Raw genomic sequence first — 18547 nt, 5'->3', positions numbered from 1 at the left:
TTCATTACATCGTGTCTAAATCCGGTGGTCGAGCCGCTTGACCAGCCTGTCGCCAACCCACTGGATGCCGCAGACGAGAACGATGAGCACGATCACCACGGCAATCATGATCGAGGTTTCAAACCGCTGGTAGCCGTAGCGGATGGCCAGATCGCCGAGGCCGCCCGCGCCGATGGCACCGGCCATGGCTGATGCACCGATCAGAGTGACGAGCGTCACCGTGAAACCGGCGATAATGCCCGGCAGCGCTTCGGGCACCAGCACTTCGCGGATAATCGTCCAGCGGTTGCCGCCCATGGCGCGTGCGGCCTCGATCAATCCGCGATCGACTTCGCGCAGCGACACCTCGGCAATGCGGGCATAATAGGGCGTCGCGCCGATGGACAGCGGCACAATGGCCGCCCATGTGCCGATGGATGTTCCGACGATGAGCCGCGTTACCGGGATCAGCGCCACCAGCAGGATAATGAACGGCACGGATCGGAAGGCGTTGATGACGGCACCAAGCACACTGTTGACCCAGGGATTGGGCGCAATGCCGCCACGGTCCGTTGCCACCAGGGCAAGGCCAAGCGGCAATCCCGCGGCCAGCGAGATCAGACCGGAGGCCCCGGTCATGACAAGCGTTTCCCAGATGGATTGAACGAGAAGATCAAGCATGACCGGTGACATAGCCGAGCACCTCCACACGGGCCGAGCGGGCCTCGAGAAATTGAATGAATGTCTGGACAGCGCCGGCAGGCACAGCCGGAACCGCAAGATAAAGCCGGGCAACCGCCTGGTCCTGCACATGATCGACACCGCCATGCAGCAGGCGGAACGGCCGTGGCAGCTCGGCCAGCAAGGTGCCCTGCGCTGCAGCACCAGCGAGATCGACACCCAGCACAGCCTCGCCGCCCGGTTCCGCCGATAGGGCATCGGCGATATGCGCCGGAAGCTGCGGGCGAATACCCGCCAGCAGGCTTTTGGTGATATCCGTCTGCGGATCGGCGAACACCGACCAGACGGGACCCTCCTCGACGATTTTCCCTGCATCGATCACTGCCACGCGGTCGCCGATGGAGCGGACCACTTCCATCTCATGGGTGATCAGCAGGATGGTGAGGCCAAGCTTGCGATTGATGTCCTTCAGCAGCGCGAGGATGGAGCGGGTTGTTTCGGGATCGAGTGCCGATGTCGCTTCGTCCGAAAGCAGCAAGGCCGGGCGTGCCGCCAGTGCCCGCGCAATGCCGACCCGCTGCTTTTGCCCGCCGGACAGGGAGGACGGATAGGCCCCTGCCTTGTCGGAAAGGCCGACAAGATCGAGCAGTTCGCGCGCGCGTTGGAGCCGTTCAGCCCTCGGACGGCCCTCGATCTTCAGCGGTAGCGCCACATTCTCTTCCACGGTCTTGGCCGACAAGAGGTTGAAGTGCTGGAAGATCATGCCGATACGGCGGCGGAAGGGCTGCAGCTCCCGCTCGCTAAGCCCGGTGATCTGCCTGCCTTCGACGAAAATGGCCCCGGATTCCGGCCGCTCCAGCCCGTTGAGGCAGCGGATCAGCGTCGACTTTCCCGCGCCGCTGCGGCCGATAATGCCAAGAATTTCCCCCTTGCGGACAGTCAGGGACACACCGTCCAAAGCCGGCGTTTCCCCAAAATGCCGTTTGACATTCTCAAGCCGCACGACAGCGTCGGCAAGCGGCGTACCGGCTATGATTGCACCCGTCTGGCCGGGAACAGAGACATGCGAATTCATGTGTTTTCCTCTTGGAGGGATGCCGCAACGGCATCCGCATCAACCGGGAAAGCGGCCCGCGGCATATATCCATGCTGCGAACCGCTTTGTCGTGATTGCTTTTAGATCAACCGGTTATCAGTAAGCGCTGATACCTGTTCCCTTGTACACCTTGTCGAATTCCGCCTTGACCTTGTCGTTCTGGTAGGAGGACACGAGGGTTTTCACCCATGGCTCCTTCTCCTGCCCGGCCTTCACGGCAATGAAATTGCGGTAAGGATTGTCGGCGATCTTTTCCTGGGCGATGCGGTTTTCCGGTGTCAGGCCGCTCTTCAGCGCCCAATCCGTGTTGACCACGGCTGCATCGAGATCTTCAACCGAACGCCCGACAATACCGGCATCGAGTTCCTTGATTTTCACCTTCTTCGGGTTGTCGGCAATGTCGGCGATGGTGGCGAGAATGCCCGTGCCGGGCTTGAGCTTGATGACGCCCTGATCTTCCAGCACCCGCAGCGCCCGGCCTTCATTCGACGGATCGTTGGGAACGCCGACCACGGCGCCTTGCGGCAGGTCAGCGATTTTGCTGAACTTCTTGGAATAGAGGCCGATGGGCCAGACGCCGGTATAGCCGACCGGAACAATGTGGTAGCCCTGCGTCTTGATCTGGTTGTCGAGATAGGGCTTGTGCTGGAATGCATTGGCGTCGAGATCGCCACGTTCCAGCGCTTCGTTCGGCTGAGTGTAATCGTTGAAAACAACCGTCTGGATTTTCAGGCCGTTCTTGGCGGCTTCCGCCGTCACGACTTTCCAGACATCTTCGTCCTCACCACTGATGATGCCGACCTTGATGGCCTTGTCAGCCGCCTGCGACGGTTGCGGCGCGGTGAAGCTGGCAATGGCGATAGCCGAAGCCATCAGCGCAAACAGGCCGGCGCGCCGCGTGATTTTCCCGTTGTTTTCGAGATTTTCTATGGTTTTTGTCATGTGCTGGCCCCCGTAGGCAGTGTGAATAGCGAAAAGAGAAACGTCTTGTTTCATCCCGGATATTCGCGAATGCACACGGTTTGAGCGAGGGATGACTATCTTTTGTGCAGAGCAGCAGGCGAAAAACCTTTCAACAATTGCCGCAACCGGAGCTGGAATTTTCCAGAATGTGGAATACATCCGGGTTTTGCCGCGAAATGAATCTGCCATCGGGTTTTCCATGGCGCGCCGCCGCCAGAAAATATAAGCCTTTGAACACCCTGCCCCGTACCCCCCGCAAACCTGTCACAGACGGATATTTCCCATGAGCCGCATTTCCCCGATTGTTTATGAAAACGCTGCGCCGGATGTTCGCGCCGAGCACGACCGGGAGCTGCAATTGCGCGGCCGCATGACCAACATGAAACGCATCATGCTGCATTCACCTGTCGCCCACCGCATCTATGCGGAATGGTTTACCTTGCGGGATCTGTTGCGCCCGGCCCTGCCGGATCGCGCCATCTGGCTTCTGTCGCTCGCCATCGCGCAGGCAAGCCATGCGGATGTGCCCGTCACCTTTTTCCGCCGCGCCCTGATCGACTCCGGGCTGCAGCCCGAGACCATCGTCCCGGATGCGGATGAAACGGTGCTGATCGATTTTGGCAAGGCCATCGTTGCCGATGCCAATGCGGTGCCCGAGCGGTTGTGGAACAAACTGGCTGCACGTTATGACGAGCCGACGCTGGTCAACCTTGTCGCCTTTGCCGGTATCATGATCGCCACGGCGGTCTTCACCAACGTGGTTGAGGTGGAGCTTGATCCGGAACTGCATTCCTACAGGGCATGAGCCGATTGCCATATCCGCGACCCCGGCGATAATCTGGCCGGGATCGCGAATGATGCAGTGTAATTAAAGGGTTACATGCTTTTCATCAGGTCCGCACAGGCCTGCCAAACCCAGTGTGACAACGGCCGCCACGGCGGCAAACACCGCAACGGGCCAAAAGCTCGCCTCGGGGAGCAGGACCACGGCCAGCGTCCCGGCAGCCCCGACAATCACACTTTGGATGAAATAATAGATGGCTGTCGCCGTTCCCGCGATATCACCAAAGTCGCGCAAAGCCCCGTTTGCCGCAACGGCAGATGTCAATGATATGGCGCAAGCCATGATCCACATCGGCGCCATGAACGTGACAATGGAGATGGGCAGGACCATCTGTCCCGCCATCAGCACCACCGCGCCGGCCAGGAACAAGGCCATCCCCCTGATCAGGCATCCCTTTAGCCCCCAACGCCGGACGAACACACCGCCAAAGCGGCTGCACACGATCATGACAAGGGCAACGGTTGCAAAGACGAGGCTGAACATGGTCGAAGACAGGCCAAGCGCCTGCATGAGAATGCGCGGCGCCGTCGAGAAATAGGTGAAGAACGTTCCCATAGCGGTGCTGAAACCCATTGTATAGGTCCAGAACGAGACGCTGGAAAACACCCTGCCAAAACTACCTCGCAGTGTTGCCGGATGTGTCTGTAGCGGACATGTTTCGGGCCAGCGCAGAAACGCATGCAGCCCGGACAACACAGCAAGCCCGGCAAGCAACCAGAAAACGGCACGCCAGCCGAATATATGATCGACCAATGCGCCGATCATCGGTGCAAAAGCCGGAACGAAGGCCAGCATGGAATCGAACAGGCCATAGATGATGGCGCCTTCCGGCCGCGCCGCATAAACATCGCGGACAGTGGCAAAGGTTGCCACCAGGGCCGCCGCGCCACCTGCCGACTGGACAACGCGCAGCGCTATGAAAACGCTGGCCGAACTGGTCATGGCCAATCCGGCGGAGGCAAAGGTGAACAGAAGTGCGCCGCCGAGCAGGACGGGCCTGCGTCCGATGCGGTCGGCCAGCGGGCCGAACAGGAGCTGCCCGCAGCCAAGAACGATCATATACAGGCTGAGTGTCAGCTGGATCGTCGCCGGTGTGGTTTGGAGAACCGCAGGCATGCGGACGACAACAGGCAGATAGATGTCCATGCCCAGCGAAGCGAGCAGGTCAAAGGGAGCCATCAGCAGCAAGGCTGCCGGCAGCGAATAAGTCCAATTTTTGGGGTAAAGCATAACAAAGAATCCCACACGAACAGGAAAGTCCGGCGGCGATCATTGATCCCAACGCAAAAAGCATGATGAGAGCTTTGAATGCCGCAACAACGGTTGAAAACGGTTGTTGCGGCCTAGCGGGTTGCGAGCGTGGTGGCTTTCATGGAAGTGCAGCTCCCGGTTGAAGCGCCGATATAGAGCCGTGATGCGCGAGCGTCAAGCAGCTGCAAAACAGGGCCGTTTCATGGAAAAAATTAATGTTGATGCACACAAAGAAAACACGGTCGATCAATAATCTGTGACTCGAGCAATGTTGGCATGGCGTATAGCACCGCGCATCTCATTGATTTGCAAGGGCTTGGCGAAATGCAAGCAGTGCTCAGGTGCAACCGTAGCGCGAGAGAACCTGGTGTCACAAAGCGCTACAAAACGGGTTTGTAACTCAAAGGAAACGACCATGAGACTAGTTGCCACCCTTACCGCCACCGCGATCCTTGCCTTTGTCGGCACAAGCGCGATGGCACAGACTGCAGCCCCCGCAACGACAGCGCCAGCGGCCACAACCGCACCGGCCGCACCGACCACAACGACAAAGCCGGCCGCCAATTCCATGGCCAAGAAACCCGCCGCTGCTCCGGCTGCCACAGCCACCACCCCGGCCAAAACAGCCATCTCCAAGGCATGCTCGGCCCAGGCTGATGCCAAGGGCCTGCATGGCAAGGAACGCCACAAGTTCCGCGCCGAATGCAAGAAGAACGGCGGCAAGAGCTAACGCCCGACCTGCTGCTGGCGGGCGCGGTAAATCCGCCGCCCGCCAGTTATCGATAAAGGTAAATACGCGGCCGCTCAGGCTTTCAGCCCGTCGCCGCCCGGACGGCATTGTTTCCGTCCGGTCGCTGCCCCGCCATCAGGGGCTTCTTTGGCGAAGCGCAGGCAAGCCGGATCGGCTATAATAGGCCTTGCAGCAGGCGCAACTTCGGAAATACTCCCATCATAGGTCTGTCGTGCCTGCCCTCCCGCGCGATCAATCCTCTGAATTGGAGTTCTGCAATGACCGGTACATCCTTCTTCAGCGACATGGTGCAGACGATCACCGAACGCGGCCGCAAGCTGCTGTCGTTTGCGCCACGCGCGGAACGGACGCAGACCAGCCTCACCAGCCTGGAAAAACTGTGCGACATGCTGCTCTCCAGCCGCGGCGAGGCATCCGGCATGGCGCTGGCGGCGGAAATCCTGCAGCAATGGTCGCGCCTGAACGACGGACAGCAGCGCGATTTCATGCTGCTTCTTGCCGGCAAGTTCGGGCCTGACTCCGACAAGCTCGACAAGGCCATCGACACATACCGTGCGGAACGTAGCGCGAAAGCAGTGCTGGAACTGCATGAGGCCGCGGAGCCACGCCGGCAGGAACTGATCCGGCGCCTCAATCTCGCGCCCAACGGCATATCAACGCTGGTGCGCATGCGCGAACGGCTGCTGGAGCTGAAGATCGACACTCCGGACCTTGAGGCTGTGGATGCGGATTTCGCACATCTCTTCACCTCATGGTTCAATCGCGGCTTTCTGATACTGCGTCCGATCGACTGGTCAACGCCCGCGCATATTCTGGAAAAAATCATCCGCTACGAGGCCGTGCACGAGATCGGCGACTGGGATGAACTGCGCCGCCGCCTGGCGCCGGGCGACCGGCGCTGCTTTGCCTTCTTTCATCCGCAACTGGCCGACGATCCCCTGATCTTCGTGGAAGTGGCACTGACCAAGACCATTCCCGAAACCATCTCCGACGTGCTCGGGGAAAAGCGCGCGCCGATTCAGGCACAGGATGCGCGAACCGCCGTCTTCTATTCCATTTCGAACTGCCAGGCGGGCCTGCGCGGCATTTCCTTCGGCAATTTCCTGATCAAGCAGGTGGTCGAAGATCTGCGCCGTGACCTTCCCAAACTGGATACATTCGTCACGCTTTCACCGGCTCCGGCCTTTGCAGGCTGGCTGGGGCGCGAACGGCGCAATGAGGATTCCGATGTGCTGACGGCGGAGGACAAGGCCGCTCTCGCCGTGCTGGATGACGCCGACTGGGCCAGCGGCACGGCCGGGACCGCCGATGTAAAGGCGGCATTGCTGCCCGCCGCCGCCTGGTATTTCCTCCGGGCCCGGACGCCGGATGGCCGGCCGGTTGATCCGGTTGCCCGCTTTCACCTCGGCAACGGCGCGCGGCTGGAGCGGCTGGATTTTCTTGCCGACCGTTCAAGCCGCGCCATGCGGCAGGCGCACGGGCTGATGGTCAATTATCTCTACAAGCTTGACGATATTGAAACCAACCACGAGGCTTTCGCCCAGCGGGGCGAGATCGTTGCCGCGCCAGCCATCCGCAAGCTGCTTCGCAGCATCAAGCCGAACCGCTCCGCGCCTGCCGCGGAGCGCGCCGGGAACGCAGCAGACAGCAAGGAATTGAGTTCATGAGCAATCATCTGTCCGACGCCATCCGGGATGCCATTCCCGCCGGCAATGCCGTGTTCATTGAAACAGGCGACGGACGCAGCTGGACCTATGGCGCCATGCTGCGCTGCTCCGGCCGGATGGCGGGCGCCCTGCGCGGCCTCGGCGTTGTCCCCGGCGACAGGGTGGCCGTTCAGGTGGAAAAAAGCGCAGAAGCATTGATGCTTTATCTCGCCTGCATCCGCAGCGGAGCGGTCTATCTGCCGCTGAACACCGCCTACACCCTGGCTGAACTTGACTATTTCATCGGTGACGCCGAACCGCGTCTCGTCGTGGCAACACCGCAGGCAGCCGATGGCATCAAGGCTGTGGCATCGAACCATGGTGCGTCGGTTGAGACGCTCGATGACCACGGCTGCGGCTCGCTCATGGATATTTCAAGAGATCAATCGCCGGATTTTCCCGATATTGCGAGAGCGGCAGATGATCTCGCCGCCATTCTCTACACATCGGGCACAACCGGACGTTCCAAGGGCGCAATGCTGACCCATGACAATCTCCTGTCGAATGCCCTGACATTGCGGGCCTGCTGGCAGTTCACAGCCGATGACCGGCTGATCCACGCCCTGCCGATCTTTCACACCCACGGGCTTTTCGTCGCCACCAACGTCATCCTGATGTCCGGCGCATCGATGTTCCTCTTGCCAAAATTCGACCCGGCGGAAATCCTGTCGCTGATGCCGCGCGCGACCACCATGATGGGCGTTCCCACCTTTTATGTCAGGCTTTTGCAGAATGAGGGATTGACCCGTGATGCCGCCAGGGGAATGCGGCTGTTCATCTCCGGCTCGGCGCCTCTGCTTGCCGATACGCACCGGGCATTCCAGGAGCGTACCGGCCATGCCATTCTGGAGCGGTACGGCATGACCGAAACCAATATGAACACCTCCAATCCCTATGATGGCGAGCGGATTGCCGGAACGGTCGGCTTTCCGCTTCCGGGTGTTGCCGTGCGGGTCACCCATCCGGAAACCGGCGCGATGCTCCCGGCCGATGCAACCGGCATGATCGAGGTCAAGGGGCCGAATGTGTTCAAGGGGTACTGGCGCATGCCGGAGAAGACCAAGGCGGAGTTCCGCGATGACGGCTTCTTCATCACCGGCGATCTCGGCAAGATCGATGCGGGTGGCTATGTGCACATTGTCGGCCGCAGCAAGGATCTGGTGATATCGGGCGGCTACAACATCTATCCCAAGGAAGTGGAAACCGAAATCGATCAACTGCCGGGCGTCATGGAAAGCGCCGTGATCGGTGTTGCCCATCCGGATTTCGGCGAGGGCGTGACCGCCGTCGTGGTCAGGCAATCCGGCGCCGATATCGATGAGAAAGCCATTCTCGACGCGCTGCAGGACCGCCTGGCGCGCTACAAGCAGCCCAAACGTATCATTTTCGTCGATGACCTGCCGCGCAACACCATGGGTAAGGTGCAGAAGAACGTGCTGCGCGAGCAATATGGCAATCTCTATGCGAGCCAGGTGAACGCCTGAACGCCCTACCGGCTGACGATGGAGATTTTCCCGTCCTTGCCGACATGGGCGGCAATGGCGTCGTAGCTGGCGATTGCCGGGTGAGCGGTGGCAATCGCGTGCACCTGCGTCGCCGTCACTACGATGACCTCGGCACCGGCCGCCTCACCGGCTTGAATGCCCGCCGGCGCATCTTCAAAAACCAGGCAGTCCGCAATATCCACGCCGAGTTTTTCGGCACCGAGCAGATAGCATTCCGGATTCGGTTTTCCGATCGAGACATCCTCGGCCGTCACCATCGTTCGGGGAACAGGAATACCCGCAGCTTCCAGCCGCCGCAGCGCCAGCGCAAGGGGGGCTGATGTCACGATCGCCCAGCTCTGCGGCGGCAGGGCGTTCAGAAAGGCCACCGCCCCGTCAATCGCGACAATGCCTTCGACATCGTCGATTTCCTCCCGCTCGATCTCCGCTGCTTCCGTTTCCGGATCCACCCCCGGCAGAGCCAGGCGGCGGATCGTATCGACACCGCGGACGCCGTGCATGGTGGGCAGGAAGGTTTCGACATCAAGGCCCTTGCGGCGCGCCCAGTTGCCCCATATGCGCTCGGCGGAAGCCAGCGAATTGAGGATCGTGCCATCCATGTCGAAAAGCAATGCCGCAAACGGCTTGCTGAAAACGGCGGAAGTGGTTGGAGACAATTTGAATTTCCTTTCATTGGCAAAACCACCGATACACAATTGCAGCGCTTGCCCGCAACGCCCGCCATGCTAATTTCCGGCGCAAAATGGCACCAAAATCTGTGTTTGCAACCATGACGCGCCTGAGGTGCCGATGTCAGCGGCCGATCTGTTTTTGCGCCGCAATTTATGTCACAAGATATTGCAGCAAGCATATCGTTCATGCGCTGCGTGTATCGCAGCTTTGAACAGTCGGGGGCGTGATGGACAAAGAAGATGCCGATGCGATCGAGGCACTCGCCACCGGCGCGTTCTCCCTGTTTCAGCAATCACCGCGCGTGGCCTTTGCGTCGATTGCCGCCCTTGCCGGATCAATCATCGTCGCAGCATTGATCACCCGGCGGCTGAAACGGAAATGGCCGATCAGATCGCGCATCCGCATTCTCATCGATTATCTCTCGACTGTTGTTCTGACCATCATCTTCATCCTCGCGCTGATGCAGATATTCAGGGGAACACTGGCCAACACGCTGGTGTTCGTGATGGGCGGCGCGCTTGGTTCCTTTCTTGTCGTCCGGGTTGTCGGCGCGGTCGTCGAACTTCTTTTCAAACCGCATGACCCGTTTCGCTCCATCCTGCGCGTCGGGTCCGTTCTATTCTGGTTTGCACTGTTCGTTTATCTCTTCGGGCAATGGAATCCGGCGATCAAGGGTTTCTTCGAGGCGGAAATCCCCATCGGCGACTCCAGAATCAGTGCGCAGGCGATCTTCAACATCCTGTTTCTGGGCGCCATCATCCTGATTGTCACGATCTGGATTTCCGAAACGGTGCAGCGTTATCTCCACCGCAGGAGCGGCCTGCAGCCCAATCTTGCGCTTGCTCTCGACCGTATCATCTCGGTAACGATGTGGGTGGTTGCGGCCCTGCTGATCATTTCATTGGCCGGGATCAATCTGACCGCCCTTGCCGCCTTTGGCGGCGCGCTCGGCATTGGTCTTGGCCTTGGCTTCCAGAAGCTTGCCGCCAGCTATATCAGCGGGCTCATCCTGCTGTTTGAACGTTCGGTCCGGGTCGGCGACAATCTGGTTACCGACCGCATTTCGGGCAAGGTCACGGAGATGACCATCCGCTACACAACGATCCATACCACCGATGGACTCGATGTCCTGATATCCAACGACACGCTGATCAGCAGCACGATCTTCAACGAGACGCTCTCCGACAGCAATATACGGCTGGAATGCCCGGTCGCGGTGGCATCCTCCGCCGATCTGGATGCGGCGCGCCGCATCTTTCTCGATGCCGTGCAAAAGCAGCCGCGCGTCCTGAAACAGCCGCCGCCCCGGATTTTTACGGCAACGATCGAAAACAAGAGCATCAAGCTTCTGGCCCGCTTCTGGATCAGTGATCCTAGCAATGGCCGTATAGAGATCATCTCTGATATCAATGAGATGATTCTGCAGGAATTCAAGAACAAGGGAATCGATCTGGCCTGACAAAGAAGCGGCAGATCACGGCAGTGGGGTTGGGAGGCACGCATGTCACTGAACGAAACGGTAGATCCATACCGAAAAATAAGCCTGCGCATCATTCCTTTCATGATGGTGCTCTATCTCGTCGCATTTCTCGACCGGGTGAATATCAGCTTTGCTGCCCTCACCATGAACGACGATGTCGGCCTGACGCCCTATGTCTACGGATGGGGCGCGGGTATTTTCTTTCTCGGCTATTTCCTGTTCGAAGTGCCCAGCAACGTCATTCTCGAAAAGGTCGGCGCGCGGCTTTGGATCGCCCGGATCATGATTACCTGGGGGCTTGTCTCCGCCGCCATGGCCTTTGTGCAGGGGCCATGGAGTTTCTTTATCCTGCGCTTTCTGCTTGGCCTCGCCGAGGCGGGGTTTCTTCCCGGCATGATCCTTTACCTCACATACTGGTTTCCGGCGGCGCAGCGGGCGAAATTCATCGGCCTGTTCATGGCAGCGGTGCCGCTGGCAAGTGCCGTCGGCGCACCGCTTTCCAGCCTGATCATCGGGATCGATCACGCCTGGGGGCTGAAAGGCTGGCAGTGGCTGTTCATCATCGAGGGCATCCCATCCTGCCTGCTCGGCCTTGCGGTGCTGCGCCTGTTGCCCAATGGCCCCGCGCAGGCGCCCTGGCTGACGCTGACCGAACGGCGCATCGTCCAGGAGAGACTGGACAAGGACCACCTCGCCCATCCCGGCCGCACCCAGCACAGGCTCTGGCCCGCTTTGGTTGACAGGCGGGTATTGCTCCTCGGCCTTGTCTATTTCGGCATCGTCATCGGGCTTTACGGCATTGGCCTGTGGCTGCCGCAAATGATCAAGGCGATGGGTTTTTCCAACACGCAGGTCGGCTTCATCACGGCCTTGCCTTATCTCGTCAGCGCCATCGCCATGCTGCTCTGGGGCAGGCACAGCGACAAAAGCGGCGAGCGGGTCTGGCATGTCGCCATTGCCGCGGCGGTCAGCGCCATCGGCTTCATCGGCAGCGTCTATCTCCAGTCCAATCTGGTGGCGCTTTTCTGTCTCGGCGTTGCCTCCGTCGGCATTTATGCGAGCCTCGGCCCCTTCTGGGCCATGCCGCCGGTCTTTCTGCAGGGAACGGCGGCAGCCGGTGGCATTGCGCTGATCAATTCCGTCGGCAATCTCGGAGGGTTCGCCGGTCCCTATCTCGTCGGCTGGATCAAACAGAGCACCGGCAGTTTCCAGATCGGCATGGGCGTGCTTGCCTGCTGCCTTGCGGCGGCAGCCATCATCGTTCTGTTTCTCGGCCGGGAACTGAAATCCAGCCGGCACGATGCGGTGCGCTGACCTCTATTCGAACAGATCCGGGTGGTTTTTCTCCACCTCCGGCAGGGCGCGCAATATTTCGGTGAGGTGGTGGCGCATCGCCGCCTCCGCCGCGTCGGGATCGGCCGCATCGATGGCGCTGACGATTGCCTGATGCTGCTGGATGAGCAGCTGCATGGCCGCCGCATTCAACAGGGTAAGCTGGCAGGCCCGATCCATATGGGCCTTGAGGTTGCCGACGACCGACCATGCCATCGGACAGCCTGCGCCTTCCGCAAGCGCAATGTGGAACTGCTCGTCAAATCTCTGGAAAGCGCTGTGGTCGGTGCGGGCGGCGGCACGCGCCTGCGCTTCAAGCGCCTCGTCGATCTTTTCCCGGCTTGCCGGGTCAAACGCTTCACAGGCCCGGCGCACGACGGCGCTTTCGATGACCTCGCGCAGAAACCGCGCCTCCCGCATCTTGGCAAGGGAAATCTTGACCACCATCGTGCCCCGCTGCGGCAGCACTTCGACAAACTGCTGTTTGCTGAGCGCGATCAGAGCTTCGCGCACGGGCTGGCGCGACACGCCGTAGCGCTCGGCAATCTCCTGCTCCGACAAGCGCACGCCCGGATATAATTCCAGCGAAACAATGGCCCTGAGCAGCTCCTTTTCGAGCCGGTGCGCCGTTGAGCCACCACGGCTGAGATCAATCGTCAAACCTGTTCCTCCAATCCGCTTGCATTGCATCGATTACCATATCATACTACCATACTAGTATATGCCGTGCCAGCCGCGGTCAAGCGACGGCCTGTTTGTGAACCAGAATCCGGTGCCGGATAGACAAGGCACCCATGCTGTTTCGCACAGGAATCCGCCTGAACCAAGCAAAGCGTGCATAGAGCCAGCACCACGGCGGGTGGATTGAGGAGTCCGCGACCGTGTCCGAAGCCGTCCTGAGCAAGAACGGCAGCATGGGGTGACGCCGATCATGTCTGGCGTCGGGAACAATCAAGGCCACGGGGAGTGGCCGATGTGGAGGAGAGACTATGAAGGATTTTCGCCTGACACGCCGTGCATTCGGCCTTGGCCTTGCCGGTGCCGGTACATTTGCCATTCTCGGCCGCGCGACGCGCGCCGAAGCCGCCCCGGTGACCCTGCGCATGTCGTCATCCCTGCCCGCCGATCCGAACTCGGCGCATTGGCTGTGGTATGACCGCTTCCAGAGCAGCCTGAAAAACAAGGCCGGCGATGCTGTCGAGATCAAATATTTCCCTGACAATCAGCTTGGCAAGGAAGCCGACATTGTCGGCCAGGTGAAGCTCGGCATTGTCGACATGATGATCTCCGGCTCCTCCATCTGGGGCACGCTCGCGCCGGAAATCGGTGTTCTCGATCTCGGCTATCTCTTCAATTCGATGGATGCGGCCGGACCGGTGCTCGATGGCAGCGCGGGCAAGGTGCTGAACGGCATTTTTGCCGACAAGATTGGCGTGGAGGTTGTCAGCTGGGCCTATAGTCTCGGCGGGCGCAACGTAACGGCGCGCCAGCCTGCCAACACGCCGGAACTGCTCAAGGGACAGAAGATTCGCGTCCTGCCGGTTGCCAATTTCGTCGCCACGCTGAAGGCGATGGGGGCATCGCCCACGCCGATGTCACTGGGCGAAGTCTACACCGCCCTGCAGACGGGCGTCATTGACGGGCTGGAGCACGATGCCCCGACCGTCCTGGCACTGAAGTGCTATGAGGTGGCCAAGCACATTTCCCTCACCCAGCATATCTGCAATCCGCAGACCATCGTCATCGGCAGGCGTGCCCTGTCCAAAATACCGGCGGAACATCTGCCCGCTTTCCGCGAGGCGGCGGCGGAAGCCTCCGCCTTCCAGCGCAGCAAGGCAAACGAGATCGAAGCCAGCGCGCTGGCAAAACTGCGCAGCAATGGCGTGACGACGCACGAGGTCGATCGCGCCGCCTTCAAGCAGCTTGTCCTGCCGCTCTGGGATGAGTTCGCCAGGACCTATCCAAGCACCAAGCCCGTGCTTGAATCCATCACCAAGGCCTGAGGTCGCCCATGTCCGTCGAGGCTGCCTTGCCCACCGCCCATGCACCCGCCGTCAGGGGCGCGCCGTTTGTCGGCGCTCTCCTGCGCACCGTCGAGATCCTGGCCGCCATCGCCCTGGCCGCCGATCTCGCCCTGGTCATCATCGCCGTCCTCTGGCGCTTCGCCTTCAACGACACCATTTTGTGGGCCGATGAAGTCGCACGCATGCTGCTCATCGCCGTCGCCTTTCTGGGCGGCGCTGCAGCGGTCGCCAAGGGCAATCATGTCGGTATCCGTATCCTGCGGGACAAGCTGGCGCCGCACCATGCATCCCGCGTGGAAGCGGCGGGCCTGTGGATCGAACTCGGCGTGACACTCGCCGTGGCGGTCTTCGCCATCGAGTATTGCGAGTCTGCCTCCACGCAGGTGACTTCGACCGGCCTGCCGCAAAATCTCTTCATGTATCCGCTCGTTGCCGGCGGCTTCTGCATGGCCATTTTCACCGCGGCACGGCTGCTGGCCTATCCCAAGACAGACATTGCGATGGGCCTGGCCGGGCTTCTTGTTCTGGCTGGTGCGGTGACGCTCTGGACAACGCTTCTGCCGGATCATGCACCCAGCCCGCTGGTTCTGATGCTCGGCGGGTTTGCCATTTGCCTGTCCAGCGGCATTCCCATCGCCTTTTCGCTGTGTGTCGGTGCCCTGCTCTACATTCTCGGCGATGGTTTCATTCCATTTGCGGTCTTTGCCCAGCAGGCCTCCAGCGGTATCGACAATTTTGTGCTGCTTGCCGTACCGTTCTTTGTCCTGACCGGCCTTGCCATGGAGGTGAATGGCATGTCGGTGCGGCTGATTGAATTGCTGCGCCGGGGTGTGGGCGAGCGCAAGGGCGGGCTCAACATCGTCACCATTCTCAGCATGGTGCTGTTCTCAGGCATTTCCGGCTCGAAACTTGCGGATGTGACGGCTGTCGGTACGGTCATGATCCCGGCCATGCGCCGCTCGGGCCATGATCCCTCCGAAGGCGTGGCCCTTCTGGCGGCCAGTGCCGTCATGGCGGAAACCATCCCGCCCTGCATCAACCTCATCATTCTCGGCTATGTGGCCAACCTGTCCATCGGCGGCCTGTTTGCCGCTGGCATTTATCCGGCGATCCTGATGGCCGGAGCCCTCATCCTTGGCGTCGTCATCTTCTCCAAGAAAGCGCCGCCTGCCCCGGTCGAAACCTCGGGGCGCAGCCTGAACAATCTCATGTGGAGCAGTGCGGTCAGCCTTGGCGTCATTGTGATCATTTTCGGCGGCTATCGCTCCGGCTTTGCCACCGCCACCGAAATCGGCGCCTTCGCCGTGGCCTATGCGCTCCTGGTCGGACGCCTCGTGTTCCGGGAGCTGACATGGCGCAGCACGGTACACCTGTTCATCCGCTCCGCGACGCTTGCCGGTATGATCCTCTTCGTGGTCGCAGCCTCCCAGACCGTTGCCTTCTCGCTGACCATCGACCAGGTGCCGCACATGCTGGCGGAAGCCATGATCAATCTCAGCCACGGCGCAGGCTCCTGGGCGTTCACCATCGCCTCCATCCTGATCCTCATCGTCATGGGTGCCGCACTGGAAGGCGCTCCGGCGCTCATCATCTTCGGCCCGCTGCTCATTCCGGTGGCGCAGAGCTTTGGCATCCATCCCCTGCACTACGGCATCGTGCTCATCGTCGCGATGGGGCTTGGCCTGTTCGCGCCGCCATTGGGGCTCGGGCTTTACACGAGTTGTGCGGTGGGCGGCGTGTCCCTGGAGGCAACGGTCAAGCCTATCGCCAAATATCTGGCGATCCTGTTCGTGTGTCTGCTGCTGATCGCCTTCATTCCGGATATCACATTGTCGCTGCCGCGCTATATGGGCTTTGTGCATTAGCCGGGAACCATGGCAGTCTCGATCCCTCGCAGAAGGGATCGAGCCCTCGGATCAAACCCGGGATCAAGCCGTCTTTTCCTCGATTCTGGCATCATCCTGAATTGCTTCGTCAGGCAAACAAAAAGCAAAACTGCATGACGCACGCCTGAACGCATCGGCCACCGCCCGCGCAGACGAATTCAAGCTGGCATCGCCGTGCATCAGAAACAGTTTCCGGGAAAATGGCGGATCAAGCGGACGGACAACACAGCCATCGACAATGGCCGGCAGCGCCAGTTCAGGCACCATGGCCACGCCGACATGGGAGCGGACCATCGAAAACAGCGTCTCCTTTTCCCTCACGCGCACGACAACATCGATTGCAACACCGGCATCCCCGAGCATCCTGTCGATCTGCGGGCCGCACCCCATTGCCGGCACGACAAAGCGGGCATCCTGCAAGTCGGCCTGCAATACGGTCTCGCGCCCGGCCAGGACATGATCTTCCGGAACGAGGAGAAGCAGCTTTTCTTCCATGAAGTGCTCGGCGTTCAGACCATCGCAAATACCGGCTATGCCAATGTCGATCAGATCATTTCTGGCCCATTCATGCACTTCCTGATCGGTTCCATCCCAGATATCGAGCCGGATATCGGGAAAATTGCGGCGCAGGTCGCGCAAGGCCGCCGGCGTGATCCGCGACGCGATGCTGGCGACGACGCCGACGCGCACCGTGCCGCAGACATTGCGGTTCTGGCCGAGTTTGCGCAGCCGCTCGATGGCCTGCAGCACGCCGCGCGCTTCCTCGGCGACTTTCTGGCCCATGGCCGTCAGTTCCATATTGCCCCGCTGCCGCTCGATCAGTGGTGCGCCTATCGCGAACTCCAGGCCGCGGATGGCGTGGCTGACGGCAGACTGGCTGACGCCGATCCGGTCGGCGCCGCGGGAAAACCCGCCTTCTTCCACGATAGCAATCAAAGCCTTCAGCATGGTCAGGTTGATATGAATCTTGCTCATGATGCGCGTCCAGAAGTTTTCATTTTACATGTTTCGATGGCCTATCTATCAGCTCCCCTTGTTTCCGGGCAAGTCAATTTTTGTATTATAACCCGGTAAAATGCAAAATGAGGCGGTGCTATCCGTAACAGTCTCCCAGGAATCGCGGATTGCACCCCGCATCACCAGGCCACCGGCGGCGACCTGGCGGCACAGGCTCATAGCTTGGCGAATACAACTCAACTGACCATTGACAGGAAAAACCATGTTCAACCACTTCACGAAATTATGCGTCCGCAGCAGCCTGATCGTGGCCATGATGGCAACAGCCGCATGGGCTGAGGAAACGGCGCTGCCCAAAAAGGATATTGCGGGCGCATCGGACAGCCCGGCGCTCAAGCGCTATGAAGGCTCGCTCATTTTGAGCCATCTTCACCAGAAATTCACCGACTTCACCTTTCCGCTGTCTCCGCTTGTCGATACGGGCGAAAAGATCGAGCGGACCTATATGGAAGTATTCAAGCCCAAGCAGAAACAGACGGTCGAAGGCGAACTGACCCGGCTCATTTATCTCACCCCTGAAGGGCGCTCCACCCTTGAAGTCACGCGGAACTATCAGGATGAAATCGCCGCGAAGGGCGGCAAGATCCTCTATTCCTGCAAGGGCGAAGAATGCGGCGGCAGCGCCGATCTTTCGGCCCGCGTCCCCACGGGCGGCAATGAAGACACCAGCCTGATGATGTACTTCATCGACGAGAGCAAGCTGCAGGCGAAATTTGATGATGCTTTGGGCTGCTCGGCCCTGCCGTACAAGATCGATGACCAGCGCTTTTTTGCGGCGAGCTTTCCGCAGGGCGGCGCGGACGCCTATGCGACGGTCCACACCTATCGCATTGCCAAGAGCTTCACCGACGGTTGCGCCCGTTATACTGACAGGACGATCGCCCTCGTCAACGTGGTGGAGCCGGAAAAGCGCGAACAGAAAATGATCACCGTCAATGCCCGCGAAATGGCAACGGCCCTTGATACCAGCGGCCGCGTTGCCCTCTATGGCATTTTCTTCGACACGGACCGGACCGACATCAAGCCGGAATCCGACGCTGCGTTGTCCGAGATCGCCAACATGATGAAATCGAACCAGGACCTCAACGTTCTGGTTGTCGGCCACACCGATGACGTCGGAAATTTCGACTACAATGTCGACCTGTCCAAGCGCCGGGCGGCTTCGGTGACCAGAGTGCTGGCAGATCGTTACGGCATCGCAATCGGGCGGCTGCGCTCCTTTGGTGCAGGCATGTCTGCCCCCGCGGCAAGCAATGCAACCGAGGAAAACCGTTCCAAGAACCGGCGTGTTGAACTCGTCAAAATGCGCTAATGCGCGCAATCCGCTGGCGGCGCAAATACCGCCAGCGCCATGTGTTTC

16 protein-coding genes are annotated in these 18547 nt (G+C 60.2%); 9 read left to right on the top strand and 7 right to left on the bottom strand.

All coding sequences use genetic code 11. The annotated features are described in order from the left end of the window. Positions 1-15 precede the first annotated feature (15 nt). The 3 genes from C5750_RS03745 to C5750_RS03735 all read right to left on the bottom strand — a co-directional run bounded on the left by C5750_RS03745 (position 16) and on the right by C5750_RS03735 (position 2698). Positions 16-672 carry a methionine ABC transporter permease gene (locus C5750_RS03745; protein WP_105732494.1) on the bottom strand — a complete coding sequence of 219 codons (657 nt, stop codon included), beginning with the start codon at positions 670-672 and terminating at the stop codon, positions 16-18. Further along, positions 653-1735, bottom strand: a complete 1083-nt coding sequence (locus C5750_RS03740; RefSeq protein ID WP_105732493.1) for a methionine ABC transporter ATP-binding protein — start codon at positions 1733-1735, stop codon at positions 653-655. Before C5750_RS03740 ends, C5750_RS03745 begins: the two co-directional genes overlap by 20 nt. A gap of 117 nt (positions 1736-1852) precedes the next feature. After that, entirely contained in the window at positions 1853-2698 is an 846-nt protein-coding gene (locus tag C5750_RS03735; RefSeq protein WP_105732492.1) for a MetQ/NlpA family lipoprotein, read from the bottom strand. A gap of 304 nt (positions 2699-3002) precedes the next feature. On the opposite strand from C5750_RS03735, the gene C5750_RS03730 reads away from it, so the two are divergent. Further along, the gene (locus tag C5750_RS03730) at positions 3003-3524 is read left to right on the top strand and encodes a hypothetical protein (protein ID WP_105732491.1); all 522 of its coding nucleotides are present in this window, start codon (positions 3003-3005) and stop codon (positions 3522-3524) included. Between the two features lie 63 nt (positions 3525-3587). Here the strand turns inward: C5750_RS03730 and cml are convergent, their stop codons facing one another. Next, positions 3588-4793 (bottom strand): CmlA/FloR family chloramphenicol efflux MFS transporter, encoded by a 1206-nt coding sequence (cml, locus tag C5750_RS03725; protein ID WP_105732490.1) that lies wholly within the window; start codon positions 4791-4793, stop codon positions 3588-3590. A gap of 436 nt (positions 4794-5229) precedes the next feature. Between cml and C5750_RS03720 the strand changes: the two genes are divergently transcribed. The 3 genes from C5750_RS03720 to C5750_RS03710 all read left to right on the top strand — a co-directional run bounded on the left by C5750_RS03720 (position 5230) and on the right by C5750_RS03710 (position 8755). Beyond that, positions 5230-5544 (top strand): PsiF family protein, encoded by a 315-nt coding sequence (locus C5750_RS03720; RefSeq protein WP_105732489.1) that lies wholly within the window; start codon positions 5230-5232, stop codon positions 5542-5544. Between the two features lie 278 nt (positions 5545-5822). Further along, on the top strand, positions 5823-7232 hold the full coding sequence (locus tag C5750_RS03715) for a malonyl-CoA decarboxylase (protein WP_105732488.1): 1410 nt from the start codon (positions 5823-5825) through the stop codon (positions 7230-7232). Then, positions 7229-8755: a malonate--CoA ligase gene (locus C5750_RS03710; protein WP_105732487.1), complete on the top strand. Its 1527-nt coding sequence runs from the start codon at positions 7229-7231 to the stop codon at positions 8753-8755. The genes C5750_RS03715 and C5750_RS03710 overlap by 4 nt, the downstream gene beginning before the upstream one ends. 5 nt (positions 8756-8760) lie before the next feature. On the opposite strand, the gene C5750_RS03705 is transcribed toward C5750_RS03710, so the two are convergent. After that, positions 8761-9432 carry an HAD family hydrolase gene (locus tag C5750_RS03705; protein ID WP_245420967.1) on the bottom strand — a complete coding sequence of 224 codons (672 nt, stop codon included), beginning with the start codon at positions 9430-9432 and terminating at the stop codon, positions 8761-8763. Between the two features lie 242 nt (positions 9433-9674). Here C5750_RS03705 and C5750_RS03700 point away from each other — a divergent pair, with 242 nt between their 5' ends. Beyond that, entirely contained in the window at positions 9675-10907 is a 1233-nt protein-coding gene (locus tag C5750_RS03700; protein ID WP_105732486.1) for a mechanosensitive ion channel family protein, read from the top strand. 42 nt (positions 10908-10949) lie between these two features. Further along, complete coding sequence (locus tag C5750_RS03695) at positions 10950-12242, top strand: MFS transporter (RefSeq protein ID WP_105732485.1); 1293 nt, start codon at positions 10950-10952, stop codon at positions 12240-12242. Positions 12243-12245: 3 nt separating this feature from the next. On the opposite strand, the gene C5750_RS03690 is transcribed toward C5750_RS03695, so the two are convergent. Further along, entirely contained in the window at positions 12246-12920 is a 675-nt protein-coding gene (locus C5750_RS03690; protein ID WP_245420966.1) for a GntR family transcriptional regulator, read from the bottom strand. 329 nt (positions 12921-13249) lie between these two features. Here C5750_RS03690 and C5750_RS03685 point away from each other — a divergent pair, with 329 nt between their 5' ends. Beyond that, a complete protein-coding gene (locus C5750_RS03685) occupies positions 13250-14263 on the top strand; it encodes a TRAP transporter substrate-binding protein (protein ID WP_105732483.1) in 1014 nt (337 codons plus the stop codon). Positions 14264-14271: 8 nt separating this feature from the next. After that, entirely contained in the window at positions 14272-16149 is a 1878-nt protein-coding gene (locus tag C5750_RS03680) for a TRAP transporter large permease (protein ID WP_105732482.1), read from the top strand. A gap of 63 nt (positions 16150-16212) precedes the next feature. On the opposite strand, the gene C5750_RS03675 is transcribed toward C5750_RS03680, so the two are convergent. Continuing rightward, positions 16213-17145 (bottom strand): LysR family transcriptional regulator, encoded by a 933-nt coding sequence (locus C5750_RS03675; protein ID WP_105732481.1) that lies wholly within the window; start codon positions 17143-17145, stop codon positions 16213-16215. A 244-nt stretch (positions 17146-17389) separates the two neighbouring features. Between C5750_RS03675 and C5750_RS03670 the strand changes: the two genes are divergently transcribed. Further along, on the top strand, positions 17390-18499 hold the full coding sequence (locus tag C5750_RS03670) for an OmpA family protein (RefSeq protein WP_105732480.1): 1110 nt from the start codon (positions 17390-17392) through the stop codon (positions 18497-18499). The last annotated feature ends 48 nt before the right edge of the window (positions 18500-18547 follow it).

Source organism: Phyllobacterium myrsinacearum (genome assembly GCF_002980555.1).
In the GTDB taxonomy this organism is placed as follows: Bacteria; Pseudomonadota; Alphaproteobacteria; order Rhizobiales; family Rhizobiaceae; genus Phyllobacterium; species Phyllobacterium myrsinacearum.
This window is presented reverse-complemented; position numbering and strand designations above follow the sequence as displayed.

Coding starts and splice junctions, on each gene's coding strand:
- C5750_RS03745 (WP_105732494.1), bottom strand. CDS start 672: ATGTCACCGGTCATGCTTGATCTTCTCGTTCAATCCATCTGGGAAACG.
- C5750_RS03740 (WP_105732493.1), bottom strand. CDS start 1,735: ATGAATTCGCATGTCTCTGTTCCCGGCCAGACGGGTGCAATCATAGCC.
- C5750_RS03735 (WP_105732492.1), bottom strand. CDS start 2,698: ATGACAAAAACCATAGAAAATCTCGAAAACAACGGGAAAATCACGCGG.
- C5750_RS03730 (WP_105732491.1), top strand. CDS start 3,003: ATGAGCCGCATTTCCCCGATTGTTTATGAAAACGCTGCGCCGGATGTT.
- cml (WP_105732490.1), bottom strand. CDS start 4,793: ATGCTTTACCCCAAAAATTGGACTTATTCGCTGCCGGCAGCCTTGCTG.
- C5750_RS03720 (WP_105732489.1), top strand. CDS start 5,230: ATGAGACTAGTTGCCACCCTTACCGCCACCGCGATCCTTGCCTTTGTC.
- C5750_RS03715 (WP_105732488.1), top strand. CDS start 5,823: ATGACCGGTACATCCTTCTTCAGCGACATGGTGCAGACGATCACCGAA.
- C5750_RS03710 (WP_105732487.1), top strand. CDS start 7,229: ATGAGCAATCATCTGTCCGACGCCATCCGGGATGCCATTCCCGCCGGC.
- C5750_RS03700 (WP_105732486.1), top strand. CDS start 9,675: ATGGACAAAGAAGATGCCGATGCGATCGAGGCACTCGCCACCGGCGCG.
- C5750_RS03695 (WP_105732485.1), top strand. CDS start 10,950: ATGTCACTGAACGAAACGGTAGATCCATACCGAAAAATAAGCCTGCGC.
- C5750_RS03685 (WP_105732483.1), top strand. CDS start 13,250: ATGAAGGATTTTCGCCTGACACGCCGTGCATTCGGCCTTGGCCTTGCC.
- C5750_RS03680 (WP_105732482.1), top strand. CDS start 14,272: ATGTCCGTCGAGGCTGCCTTGCCCACCGCCCATGCACCCGCCGTCAGG.
- C5750_RS03675 (WP_105732481.1), bottom strand. CDS start 17,145: ATGAGCAAGATTCATATCAACCTGACCATGCTGAAGGCTTTGATTGCT.
- C5750_RS03670 (WP_105732480.1), top strand. CDS start 17,390: ATGTTCAACCACTTCACGAAATTATGCGTCCGCAGCAGCCTGATCGTG.